The sequence below is a fragment of the Methylocaldum sp. genome, from assembly GCF_039794385.1.
Lineage (GTDB): Bacteria > Pseudomonadota > Gammaproteobacteria > Methylococcales > Methylococcaceae > Methylocaldum.
In genome coordinates this window covers 1-12,804 of record NZ_JBDIVO010000111.1, presented here as the reverse complement: position 1 = coordinate 12,804, position 12,804 = coordinate 1, and the positions used below count along the sequence as shown (strand labels likewise).

At 59.6% G+C, this 12,804-nt stretch carries 7 protein-coding genes; 3 read left to right on the top strand and 4 right to left on the bottom strand.

The window, feature by feature from the left end; translation table 11 throughout:
- Positions 1-412: 412 nt before the first annotated feature.
- The 3 genes from ABJK70_RS11500 to ABJK70_RS11490 all read right to left on the bottom strand — a co-directional run bounded on the left by ABJK70_RS11500 (position 413) and on the right by ABJK70_RS11490 (position 6,942).
- Positions 413-1,573, bottom strand: a complete 1,161-nt coding sequence (locus tag ABJK70_RS11500; RefSeq protein ID WP_133715952.1) for a hypothetical protein — start codon at positions 1,571-1,573, stop codon at positions 413-415.
- Positions 1,574-1,777: 204 nt separating this feature from the next.
- Positions 1,778-5,227: a translocation/assembly module TamB domain-containing protein gene (locus tag ABJK70_RS11495; protein ID WP_347258053.1), complete on the bottom strand. Its 3,450-nt coding sequence runs from the start codon at positions 5,225-5,227 to the stop codon at positions 1,778-1,780.
- Positions 5,224-6,942 (bottom strand): autotransporter assembly complex family protein, encoded by a 1,719-nt coding sequence (locus ABJK70_RS11490; protein WP_077729575.1) that lies wholly within the window; start codon positions 6,940-6,942, stop codon positions 5,224-5,226. The genes ABJK70_RS11495 and ABJK70_RS11490 overlap by 4 nt, the downstream gene beginning before the upstream one ends.
- Before the next feature lie 101 nt (positions 6,943-7,043).
- Here ABJK70_RS11490 and lysM point away from each other — a divergent pair, with 101 nt between their 5' ends.
- Entirely contained in the window at positions 7,044-7,505 is a 462-nt protein-coding gene (gene lysM, locus ABJK70_RS11485) for a peptidoglycan-binding protein LysM (RefSeq protein WP_347258052.1), read from the top strand.
- A gap of 248 nt (positions 7,506-7,753) precedes the next feature.
- Here the strand turns inward: lysM and parC are convergent, their stop codons facing one another.
- Positions 7,754-9,988, bottom strand: coding sequence for a DNA topoisomerase IV subunit A (parC, locus tag ABJK70_RS11480; protein WP_077729577.1), 2,235 nt, complete (start codon positions 9,986-9,988; stop codon positions 7,754-7,756).
- Between the two features lie 429 nt (positions 9,989-10,417).
- On the opposite strand from parC, the gene pyrC reads away from it, so the two are divergent.
- Both pyrC and ABJK70_RS11470 read left to right on the top strand, forming a co-directional pair.
- Complete coding sequence (gene pyrC, locus ABJK70_RS11475; protein WP_077729579.1) at positions 10,418-11,461, top strand: dihydroorotase; 1,044 nt, start codon at positions 10,418-10,420, stop codon at positions 11,459-11,461.
- Positions 11,462-11,585: 124 nt separating this feature from the next.
- Positions 11,586-12,785, top strand: a complete 1,200-nt coding sequence (locus ABJK70_RS11470; RefSeq protein WP_077729645.1) for a transglycosylase SLT domain-containing protein — start codon at positions 11,586-11,588, stop codon at positions 12,783-12,785.
- The last annotated feature ends 19 nt before the right edge of the window (positions 12,786-12,804 follow it).

Here is a 12,804-nt window from a genome sequence, read left to right as displayed (position 1 = left end):
TTCCTTAAAGACAGAAGGGAAACGAGAACCTCCCTGTTCGAAATTGCATCCCAGCCGAACTCGGATTGTCCGGTCACATAGGATCAATTCAAATCCATTGCAACCATCCCGGTTGGATTAAGAATTGTCTCAATCTCCTACGGAACATCCCGGATCCGTCAAGAACGTCCTGTCCTTCGGCAAAAATCCCTCTGCTTCTAAGCCGTATTGCGGTCCTTATTGGAACGTTCCGGTTCCGAACTCGACGTCATCCTTCGGAGGTTTTGCCAGCCTACGGCTGTCGTTCGAGTGGGTGTATTTAACCGTCGTGGTTTCGTGTGGAGAATACGTAAGAGTTCGTATCCTGCCGGATTAGATTGCTACGATTCGCGGTCCTGGGCTTCCGCTCGCAGGAGGACAGCCGGACTACCCTTTACTCCTGGCTCGCATGGCGCAGCTTCTCGAGATCCCACACCTTGGCGGCATCCCAACCGACGGTTACCACCTTGCCCTGCCTCGAGCATGCGATCTGCTCGATGGAACCCTCGTGTGCGAGCACACTTCCCAGCTTTTTGGCCTCCGCAATATCCCAAAGGTATAGATTGCCGCTTTTCGTACCCACCGCTATCCAGCCTTTCCGGCTTTCGCGGCAGAAACCCGCAATCTCGCTGTCATGATCTCCCAAGCTGGCGATGAGTGTGCCTGATCGCGTATCCCAGAGTTCGAGAACAGGCCCCTCGCGAAACGCCACCAAGAAACCGTCCTGACTCAAACCCAGAAGGGATCGGTCGGTATTGAGCTCGGATTGCTTGGCGATCTCCATGGACGCCGCATCCCAAAACCAAACTTCCCTGCCCGAGGCAGTGACCAAAAGGGGCTTGCCGTCGTCCCTGCGAACGAACGCCAAAGCGTCCGATCCCTCATGCGTAGCGCGCAAGAATTTTCCGCTGCCCGGTTCCCAGATTCCGGCCGGTCCACGGGCGATCCACCCCACGGATTTGCCGTCCGGCGAAAATGCGACGGACTTCACGTCGTACCACTCCACGGCGTAGTCCGCCAGCAGCTCTCCTGTTTTTTGATCCCACAACACGAGATACCCGCCTTCGTGCCCGGACATTCCGGCCGCGATCCGGAGGCCGTCCGGAGAATATGCCAAAGCCTCCAAATAGCGACCGCCGCGGGTCTGAAAGCCGTTCTTGTCCCGGATCAACCGCCGTCCCGTAGTCGAATCCCAAAAATATAGGCTGGTTCCGCCCACCGCCAGAATGTCCCGTCCGTCAGGCGAAAAAATGGGAAGGGCGATGCCGGCGCGTGGCGGCAAGTGCGTGCGCTCGAGCCGGGCGACCAATCCCCGCTGGCGCTGAAGCTGATCCAATGCTTTTTCCGCATCCTGCTCGTGTGGACACGCTTGGCAATCCCGCAGATAGTCCAAGTATCCCTCGATGGTATTCTGGGTTTTGGCCTGCTTCCAGGATTTTCGATCCTCACCTTCATCGCCCTGGTAACGAATCAGCGCGACCAGTACCAGCACCGCAAGGCCTAGTACGAACAATCCGATGAGCAGTTTTTGGATAAACGACAACAGCGCGTTCATGATTGAAACAGAATTCCTGAGCGTTTCGATGCAATACCGATGACAAGCTTATTCTTTAAATAACCCTACCGCTACCGGGGTTCATGGAAAGGAATGCTAGCGAACCGATTGCGCCAACGGCAAGCTTGTCCCCTTTCGACGCATTGGCCGATGCGACGCAAGAAATCCGATATCGCTCGTCGACGAGTCGATGGCTCCGGAGCGTTATCTCTCCCATTCGAAAAGAATGTCCGCCCCGCTCTGCTCTCCGGTCTCCGATTGAAGCCGCCAATGCTCATTGAGCTTATAGCGCAGCTTGAACACGTTGCTCGACTGGAATATGCCGAGACCGTATTGCAGGTAAAGCCGCGGCGTTAGGTATTTCCCCAAGAATAGCGATGTGGTTTCGGTGCCGTTCGGTGTTCCGACTCCGATCTCGTCCAATAGTCCCCCCAGTCCGAACCGGCTGCTGATTTCTCTCGCGAGCAGGCTTCCGGCCGCTCCGCCCAGGGAAGAAGCGGCATTTCTCAGCCTGTCGCCTTCCTCGCGCGGCGCAAAGTCCATGGGTTTTCCGGCGATCAGGTAGGCGAGAATGTCCGCTTCGGGCAACGGCGGTATGGAGTACAAGGAAACGTTGGGGTTCTTGAGCGAGCCGAGTACCCGCACACCGGCCACTACCTGGTCCAGCCTGCGGGTGACGGTAACGTCCAATCCGGGGTTGTCCACCGGCGTGTCCGTGAAAATCAAACGCCCATCGTCTATGGTCAAGTCAACCCCATAGAAGGAATAGGTACCGTCCTGAACCACGATCTGCCCGGTTCCGCGCGCCTCTTCGTTCGGCTCCTGAACGATTCTTACCCTGCCGCCGATTTCGCCTTGGAAGCCGGCGGCCTTTACTTGAATCTTGTCGCCGAGGACGACTTGAACGTCGCTATGCAGTCGAAACTCTGTTTCCTCCTCGCCCGGTTCGCCGTTGACCAGCACGACGTCCTCGGACGGGGTCACGGCCTGTTCCTTCTTGGGAACGTTGATAAACGCTTCCGGAACATCTACCCGTCCCCGCATATCGATCCGCTGCCGTTCGGTCATGATGTTGATATCCGGCGACAAGTAGACCTTGGCTTCCGGCGTGTCGACGCCGAGAAACCGGGTTCCGTCCAGATTCAAGTTCAAGGGCCAGCCCGCCGTACCGTCAAGCCGCCAGAGGCCGCTCATCCGTACGGTTCCGCCACCCGACATCGCGCTCCCTTCGAGCCGGATTTGTCGTTGCTCTACCGAGTTCGCCCGCAGCGTCAGATGTTCGATACCGATGCCCAATTGAGGTACGCGAAAACCGGCATCCGGCACGCTGGCCTCGAGATCCAACAAAGGCGCTCTCGCTGTGCCTTCGATCCCTAAATCCGCCCGGAACGAGCCGCTCAAGCCTTCGATTTGCGCCAGCCAGGGTTCGAACACCGCCAAGGTTTCCAAATCGACGGTCAGACGTCCCGACACCGGCAGATCCTGAAGCTCGGCCAATCGGAAGGTTCCCCGGCTCTCCAGCGCCCCTTGGATGTCCAGGAGTCCCGCCTGACGTATTCCGACTTGCATCGTCAATATTTGGCCGGAAAGATCCGCGTATATCGATGCCGTTTCCGGTCTTATCCGAACCTTCTTCGACTCGTTGACGGTAAGATCGAACGCTAAGCCTTCCGCATCGAGATCCAGAATGCCTTGATCTATCAGATCGTCTTTGCCGCGAAGTACGGCGCTGCCTTCCAGCATGCCCGAGATAGGCATCGGCTCCGGCAATTCAGCCCCGAATAGCTTTAAGGGAACACCCGACACGCGGGCGGCGGCCCACCATTCGCCGCCTTCGGCGATCTCTCCTTCGAAACACCAGCGTGCGTCCCGGTTGGTCAAACAGATTTCCTCGATCTCGCTTCGGGTTCGCCCGAGCTTCAAGCTTGCGGGCTCGCGCAGGGTCCAGGAACCCGATCGAGGTTCCTTGAGATCGAACCTGCTCAGTACGCCGCTCCAGGCATCTTCGCGCAACCCGCCTTCCGCTTCGAAGGCTAGCGCATAGGGCGGGCTGTCGATCCGTCCGGTCAATTCATGTCTTTCCCGGCTGCCGCGTCCGGAAAGTCCGATATCCATGGTATAGGTGTCGAAGCGGACCGAATTCCCTTGTAGATCGAAGGTCAACGGCGCGTTGGGCGCGGCGCCCGCATTGAGCGTCAGGCTCAAATCCCGTACGCCGTACTCCTGGTATTTCAAGCCGGCGGCATTGAGCTCCGCTTCGACGGCAGGCGCCGATCGGGCTCCTTCCAGCTTTCCGCTGCTCGTCATCCGGCCTTTGGCGCCCGGCAGCCAGATTCCCAAATCGTCGGACCTCAGTGTCCAGCGGAGATTCAACTGCGGCCCCCAAGCGCCGTCCACCACCAGGGCCGTGGACACGCTGTTCACGCGAAAATCCCGGAACACGACGGCGTCTTCCGGAAATCCGATGTTTCCTTTCGCCTGAACCCGCTGATCCCTTATCAGCCCGTCAAGTTCGACCCGGACATCCGAGCGGGTTCCGGCAACGGTCAACCTTCCTTCGGGACTCCGCCATGCGCCATCCGCTTGCGGCGGCCAGAGCAGGTTCTTCCATCGGGCCTCCAGATCGATTTCCGGTGTTTCCTGAAGACCGCGAACCTGCCCCGAGATAGCGATCTCCGTTCCGGTCTCGGGGAGCCTCAGGATGAGCGCTTCGAGCGCAAGTTCGCCGGGGTCCCGGTAGCTCAGGTCCAAGCGCCCTCGCGCTTGGCCCACGTCCGGCACGGTCAACGCGAAATCTCCGGAAACCTTGGCTGTGCGGCTGGTGCCCTCGCCTTTCAACTGTGCGGAGAACGGCCACGCCTTCCAGTCCCGATCGAGCCGGTCCAACGGAAATTCGGGAAGATCGACCTCGGCATTCCAAGCGCGGGAATTTTCTCGGATCAGGACCTCCGCCGTCACGCGCATTGCCGTCGGAGCCGTAATCCGCTGGACCGTCGAAATCCGCTCCAGGTCTCCTGTAATCCTTCCGCCCCCGGCAATTTTCGGCCGGTCCGGCAGCTCGACGGTCCATGCGGTATCGAGGTCGATAGGTCGTTCTTCGCCGGGAGCGATGGTTCCGCCGAGCGATGCGCTGACCTCGGGCGTTTTTACGCTGAGCCGTTCGACCGTCATGCGGCCTTCGCGAAGTTTCAGACCCGCATCGATCCGTTCCAGACGGATCGGCTCCGCCGATTCGGACGACTGCCAGCTTGCATCGCGAATCTCGATCTCGTCGATCGCTATATCCAACGGCAGACGTAAATCGGGCAACCGAGGGGCTTTCGGCTCCGGCGCGGCTTCGGCGATCTGCAAGACGCGGACATCCCTCAAGCGAACCGTGTCGAGATGCAAGGTTCGGCGCAGCAAGGCCCTCGGCCGCCATGCGATCTCGAGTTCCCGGAGGTCTATGCTCAATCGCTCATCCCGGTAACTCAGATCCTTAAGCGAAAATCCGCCCAGCACCGAGCCTGAGGCAGGGCCGATTTTCAAACCGCCGACCCCACGCTCCACGCCGCGAACCAGCCATGTTAGGCCGATCTCGGTCGCGAGCAGCACGTAGCCGACGGCGGCGAGAACAAGAAATACGACCAGTACGGCTGCCGTCAGGCGCTTCATAAATCGGGACCCAGAATCAGATGCACCTGAAACGAGTCCTCCGCCCTCGACAGGGGCACGGCGAAATCGAGCCGAACCGGACCTATGGGCGAACGCCAGCGGGCTCCCAGGCCGACACCATGACTGAACGGTTCGTCGAAATGATTGGCGGCACGTCCGACATCGTAAAAGACGGCCACGCCCCAAGGGCCGAACAGCGTCCGCTCGTATTCGATGCTGCCGACGGTCAGGTAGCGCCCGCCTATGCGGTCCCCGTCCGCATTCCTCGCGCTGATCTCGTTCAGACGATAACCGCGCACGGACCTGTCGCCGCCGGCATAAAAGCGTTGCGTGAGCGGCAGCTCGCTGAATTCGTCGGTCGCGATATAGCCGAGCTGGGCGCGCGCGATCAGCCGGTTGCGCTCCCCCAGGCTGTAGATCCCCTTGGCGTTGAGCCGCAGCTTGAAAAACGAAACATCGGATAGCAGGTCTTTCGAAGCTCCGTTCCCGATCAGGTCGATACGCGCCCCGCGCTCGGGATTCAGCACGTTTTCCGAGCTCAACCAGGTATAACCCAGGCTCGGAAGCAACAAAACCGCGGTCTGCGGACCCTCGCCCACATCGAAACGCTCGCGCTGCAGATCCAGCGACAATACTTCCCGCAAACCCCAACGGGCGGTCGAATGCCTGATGCCGATGCGTGCGACTTCGGCTGTACCGGCCAGGGTATCCTCGGTGCCGATTTGCGCGGCAAAGCCGAGCTGATCCTTTTCCGGACGCTTCAAGGGAATGGCGTATAGCGCGTCGAGTTCGGTACGGATGAGCGACAGCCGCAGGTCGGCGTAGAAGCTATGTCCATGGCGATTCAGGTAACGATTGCGATAGCCCAGGGTTAAGCGCGGGCCGGTGTCCGTGCCGTATCCGGCACCGGCCTGAAACCGGTTTTTCGGCTGCATTGCCAATGAAACCGAAACCGGGACCTGTCGAGCATCCGCCTGCTCGGGGTGCGGGATGACGTCGGCCTTGCTGAAATAACTGCTGTCGAGCAGGTTCTTCTGAAGCCTGACCAGGGTCGAAGAACGAAAAGGTTCGCCCGCGTGGAAATTCACGAAGCGTTCGAGCAGCGACGGCTTGAGCGGTGTCTCCGAGAACGAGACTTCGCCGAAGTGGTAACGTTTGCCGGTATCGAAATGCAGATGGATCTCGGATCGGTAATCCGAAAGATGCACCAAAATTTCAGCACGGCTGAAGCTGGCGTCGAAAAACCCGAACTCGGTCGCGGCTTCCGAGAACGCCTCCTTTCCCTTTTCGTAACGGGTATGGTCGAGAACATCACCCTCCTTCAGCGGAAAGCGTGCAATCAAGGTTTTGAATTCCCGCAGTTCGAGACCTTCGCCCGTCAAGCGGACATCCACTTCGCTCAGCTTGATCGGATCTCCCGGATCGATTCGGTAGACCGCCAGCCAGCCCGGCCCTTCGCGCGTCAACGCCGCGTCGATTTTCGGGCGGTAGTACCCGAACGGTTCCAGCGCTCTTCGGATCTCGTCCGGCGCGCGCTCGTGAGCGATGCGAATCCTGTGCGGGTCGCTCATGCTTTCCGCCTGGGCGATGGTCAGCAGCGCACGGACGTTTCTTTCCAGCCTCTCGTCGAGCCCCTCGATTCTGATCGCAACCTGTTCGGCGCTCCATGCGGATGCGAAACATAGCAAGCAACTGAGCAATAAGATCCACCGCACCCCTGTTCCCCGTAATCCCGTTTGCGCCGAATAAACTCGCAGCACAGATGGTCTAATGATCGCAGAGGCTACAAACACGGAAAAGCAAAGGAGTAACAATCATGGGACTTTTCGATTTTGCAAAGGACATCGGACATCGGCTCTTCAGCGAGGAAGGCCAGGCCGCCCGAAAAATAGAAGAGCACATCAACGAAAACAATCCCGGCATCAAGAACCTGAAGGTGGATTACCGTGATTCCGTCGCCTATCTCTCCGGCGAGGCGGACTCGGCGGAGGCTTTGCAGAAAGCCGCACTGATGGCCGGCAACATCAAGGGCGTCGAAGCGGTGAAGGTGGAAGGCGTCAAGCTGCCGGCAGGCGTAGCTAGCCCCCAGGCGGCGGAGACCTACGGCGACACGCAGTACTACGTCATCCAGTCCGGCGACACCCTTTCCAAAATCGCGCAGCAGTTCTACAAGGATCCCAACAAGTATTCGAAGATTTTCGAAGCGAACCGCGAGGTCATCAAGAACCCCGACCTGATCTTTCCGGGGCAGAAGATACGGATTCCGACCGTGCATTAGAGAGCTGGCGACCGATAACGCCTCGTTCTCCTCGAAACCGATTGTGGGGTGGGTTAGGCACGCATCGCACGGAATCCACAAAGTTCCAGCGGAGTTTCCGCGCGCCGTAACCCACCGGACAAGGCCGCGGTGTCGGTGGGTTACGGCGCGCTGAGAGTCCTGCGATCACGGCATCGTTCGTGGTCATGCGCGCCTAACCCACCCTACACCAGGAGCGCCAATCGGAACCTTGTTTCCGGCCACGTCCCTCAGACTAGGAGCGTCAGTTGCTCCACCCGCTGAAAGCCTTTCGGCAGCGGATTTCCGCGCCGCGCGCGCGATCCTTGGTAATGGGCCAGATCCTTGGCCGTCACGCTCAGGCTACGCTTGCCGCAGTGAACCTTCAGACCGGCGTCGGGGGGCACGGCAGTCATGGCTACTACGTAATCCTGCCGCGCGGCCAGATCCGCCGGTTGAATCTGGATCAGCTTATTGCCTTTGCCCTTGTTGAGGACCGGGATCTCGCTGATGGGGAATACCAGAAACCGGCCTTGCGCGGTGGCGATCGCCACCAGATCGGACTCGGGTTGACCGACCAGTACCGGCGTCAGGACCTTCGCATGTTCCGGTACCGTCAGCAGGGCTTTGCCCGCCCGGTTCTTGGTGTGGAGCTCCTTGAGCTGGGTAATGAAACCATAGCCGCTGTCGGTCGCGAACAGATACCAGTCGTCGTCCGCACCTGCCAGCACTGCCTTGAACAGCGCACCCGGCGGCGGGTTGAGCCGTCCGGTCAGGGGTTCTCCCTGGGAGCGGGCGGATGGGAACTCATGGGCCGGCACGGCGTAACTTCGGCCCGTTGAATCGAGGAAATAGGCCGGCTGGTTGCTGCGCCCGAGCGCGGCAGAGAGAAAGCTGTCGCCGGACCGGAAAGCGAGCGTGGTCGGATCGATATCATGCCCTTTGGCGGCGCGAATCCAGCCTTTTTCGGAAAGAATGAGCGTGACCGGCTCGCTGCCGATCACCACGGTAATGTCCAGGGCTTGGGACGCCTGGCGAGCGACGATGGGGGAACGGCGCGCATCGCCGTATTTTTCGGCGTCCTGTTTCAGCTCGTTCTTGATCAGAGCGTTCAGCTTTTTCTGCGACCCTAGCGTGGCTTCGAGGCTGGCCCGTTCCTTTTCCAGCTCGTCCTGTTCGCCGCGAATCTTGATTTCCTCGAGCTTGGCCAGATGACGCAGCTTCAGTTCCAGAATGGCCTCGGCCTGCACGTCGCTCAGCCCGAAACGCTCCATCAGCACGGGCTTAGGTTCGTCTTCGTTCCGGATGATCGCGATCACCTCGTCGATATTGAGGTAGGCGATCAGCAAGCCTTCGAGGATGTGCAAACGCGCGATGACCTTGTCCAGCCGGTACTGAAGCCGCCGGCGCACGGTCTCGGTGCGGTAGCTCAGCCATTCCAGCAGGATTTCCTGAAGATTCTTGACCTGCGGCTTGCCGTTCAGCCCGATCATGTTGAGATTGACCCGGTAGGTCTTCTCCAGATCGGTGGTCGCGAACAGATGCGACATCAGTTGATCCGCGTCGATGCGCCGCCCGCGCGGCATGATGACCAGCCGGGTCGGGTTCTCGTGATCGGATTCGTCGCGGAGATCCTCCACCATGGGGAGTTTCTTCGCCTGCATCTGGGCGGCGATCTGTTCCATGATCGCGTTGCCGGACACCTGGTGAGGCAAAGCGGTGACGACGATATTCCCTTCTTCCAGCTCCCACCGCGCCCGCAAGCGGATCGAACCGTTCCCGGTCTGGTACATGCGGACGATATCTTGGCGCGGGGTGATGATCTCGGCTTCAGTCGTGAAATCCGGACCCTTGATCGAGTCGCATAGCTCTTCGACGCTGAGCCGGGAGTCGTCCAACAAACGAATGCAGGCTCCGACCACCTCGCGCAGGTTATGCGGCGGAATATCCGTCGCCATGCCTACCGCGATGCCGGTCGAGCCGTTCAGCAGCACGTTCGGCAAGCGCGCCGGCAGCAGGGCCGGTTCGTCGAGGGTGCCGTCGAAGTTCGGCAACCAGTCGACCGTACCCTGCTCCAGCTCCGACAACAGGGTCTGCGCGTACGGCGTCAGGCGCGCCTCGGTATAGCGCATGGCTGCGAAGGATTTGGGATCGTCCGGCGAGCCCCAGTTCCCCTGTCCGTCGATCAAGGGATAGCGGTAGGAAAACGGCTGGGCCATCAACACCATGGCCTCGTAACAGGCCGAATCCCCGTGGGGATGGTATTTACCCAATACGTCGCCGACCGTGCGGGCGGATTTTTTATATTTGGCCTGGGCCGATAAACCCAGCTCGGACATGGCGTAGACGATGCGTCTTTGCACCGGCTTGAGTCCGTCGGCGATATTGGGCAAGGCACGGTCGAGAATGACGTACATGGAATAATCCAGGTACGCCTTCTCGGTGAAATCTTTCAATGGTATGCGTTCGTGGGAAACGGAATTCACGGTTTTTTCGGTAGAGAGTGAGCGATTGATAAACAGAAGAGCCTGGGCGGTTGCATCTCCGCCGATGTGTTAAGGAAGCTCTGAGTAAGTGGATTTCGATTATGGTTCGACAAGCTCACCACGAGCGGAATCAATACCTTACCGTTCGTCCTGAGCCTGTCGAAGGACTTAATCAGAGCTTCCTTAACTGATCATTTTAAGTCCTTTCGCAGCCGCCTGCCTTATCACGGTTACGCTCGTTCCCAATCTCCGGATTGGGAACGCTGCCTTGGAAGCTCCGGCTTCGCGAAATACGGCAAGCAGGAGCTTGCAAAACCCGGTTCCCAAACCGGAGCTCGGGAACCGGCACATCGTGGGTTTGTGCTGCCCGTCAAACCACGGCAGCGCCGAATCTTGTAAGATTGCGTCTTTAAACATCCACTGCCATCCATGCAACGACTGACCATCACCTGCCCTGACGACTGGCATTTGCACCTCCGCGACGGCGCCGCCATGCGCGACGTGCTGCCGGACAGCGCACGGCAATTCAGCCGAGCCGTCATCATGCCCAATCTGAAGCCGCCGGTCACCACCGTGGCGGACGCCCTCGCCTACCGCCGCCGCATTCTGGAAGCCTTGCCCGGCGGGCTCGAATTCGATCCGCTGATGACGCTCTATCTCACCGAGGGAACCTCGCCCGAGGAAATTCGGCGGGTTGCCGAGGAACCCGAGATCGTGGCGCTGAAACTTTATCCCGCCGGCGCGACGACGCATTCGGAAGCCGGGGTCGCCACCCTCGAAAAGATCTATCCGGTGTTCGAAGCCATGGAGCGATACGATGTGCCCTTGCTGGTGCATGGCGAAGTGACGGATGCCGAGGTCGATATCTTCGACCGCGAAAAAGCGTTCATCGACAGGCATCTGACCGCCATCGCAAGCCGATTTCCGGCGCTCCGCATCGTTCTGGAGCACGTCACCACACGGGACGGCGTCCAATTCGTGCAGGATGGCGGGCCGAACATCGCGGCTACCATTACCGCCCATCATCTGCTTTATAATCGCAACGCCCTGCTGGCCGGAGGCGTTCGTCCCCATTTTTACTGCCTGCCGGTATTGAAACGCGAAACTCATCGCCTGGCCTTGGTCGAGGCGGCAACCAGCGGCAACCCAAATTTTTTCCTGGGAACCGACAGCGCGCCTCATCCACGCAGTCAAAAGGAATCGGTCTGCGGCTGTGCCGGGTGTTATACCGCCCGCGGGGCGCTCGAGCTCTATGCGACGGTTTTCGAATCCGCCGGTGCCCTGGACAAGCTCGAAGCGTTTGCGAGCTTCAACGGCCCGGATTTTTACCGTCTGCCGCGCAATCAGGCAAAAATCGCGATCGAGAAATCCGAGTGGAAGATGCCCGAGGCCATCCCATTCGGTGACGATACCCTGGTGCCGCTCAGGGCGGGCGAGACGATAGGCTGGCGTGTTGTCGAGCGGCTACGATAAACGATAAATCACGCGTCAGACACTCCATTGCTGGAATCGAGGCAGTCCATGGACGGAATTCGGAACTTCCACTAACAGGTGATTCGTGTCCGGTCCCAAGTCGATCTCCAAAGAGAAATCTTCGATGCCTCCTGCTTCGTCCTCCGATTCATTCCTGGCGGCGCCGAGCAAGCCACTCAAGCCCGTACAAGGCGAGCTGGACTTGGTCCCTCCTGCCTCATCCCCTCCCAAAAAGCGGCGATCCAATAACGCGGCCAAGCCGAAAAAGAAACGGACACAGGCCAAGAAAGGCGCCGAGCCCGCGGCAAAACTGAACCCGTGGCGATGGGTCGCCGTTATCGGCACCGAAATCCTGGCATTGGCTGCGTCCGCCCTCATCGGAATCATCGCGGTATTCGGACGCTCGGTGGATTGGTTTGCCGGAACCGGATTATGGTCCAATCTGCTTCCGTTCGCCGCAATGGTACTCGCCGTAGGGATCGCGAATGCGGTGCTGTTGCGCCTCTGGCTGGGCATGCGCGCCAAGCTGGTGCTCAAAGGCATGATTCTGCCTGCGATCCTGGCGGTTTTCGTCGCCGTCGCAGCCGGCTGGTTCGCCGCCCAGGAAGAATTCGGCCGCGATCTCGGCAAGCTTCGCAGCCTGGTCGGCGGCATGCAGGAGGCCGAGCGGAACACGATTGCGCATCAGGTGTTTGCCGCCTATCGGCGTTCCGATCTGACTCAAATGCAGCGCATCATCGAGCGAGCCCAAATCTATCTGCCGACGATCCACGAAGCTGCCAAGGCCTTCGATGTCGACCCCGAAGTCATGGTCGGCATCGGCGCTACGGAATCGTCATTCTATCCGCGGGACAGCAAAGACGGAGGCCGCGGACTCTTCCAGATCACCGCTGCCCCGAAGTCGGCGGTCAGCGTCGTCAAGAAACATCTGGATGTCGACCATCTGGACATGCTCAACCAGCGCCACAATACCTTCGTAGCCGCGGCGACCCTGCGTCTTTATCTGGCGGAGATGCGCGGCGATTTGTTCCTCGGTCTTCTCGCCTACAATATCGGGCCGGCCAACGGCGGTTTGCGCTCGATCATGACGCAGTACGGCGCGCGCGACTTCGTGACGATCCAGCCCTATCTGCAAAACCTTCCGCGCGATTATCCGATCCGGGTTTTGACGGCCGCCCTGGCTTATCGGTTGTGGCACACCGAAGGGCGGCTCCCGCGTTATGAGGAAGGCAGCAACGCCATGCACATCCAGAGCGTCGGCATACCCGGCTTGAATCAGGGATTCTCGCCGAAAATAAGCATCGGCAAGGACAAAGCAGCCTAAAAAGTGGCGAAACCGGCTA

Coding starts and splice junctions, on each gene's coding strand:
- ABJK70_RS11500 (WP_133715952.1), bottom strand. CDS start 1,573: ATGAACGCGCTGTTGTCGTTTATCCAAAAACTGCTCATCGGATTGTTC.
- ABJK70_RS11495 (WP_347258053.1), bottom strand. CDS start 5,227: ATGAAGCGCCTGACGGCAGCCGTACTGGTCGTATTTCTTGTTCTCGCC.
- lysM (WP_347258052.1), top strand. CDS start 7,044: ATGGGACTTTTCGATTTTGCAAAGGACATCGGACATCGGCTCTTCAGC.
- pyrC (WP_077729579.1), top strand. CDS start 10,418: ATGCAACGACTGACCATCACCTGCCCTGACGACTGGCATTTGCACCTC.
- ABJK70_RS11470 (WP_077729645.1), top strand. CDS start 11,586: ATGCCTCCTGCTTCGTCCTCCGATTCATTCCTGGCGGCGCCGAGCAAG.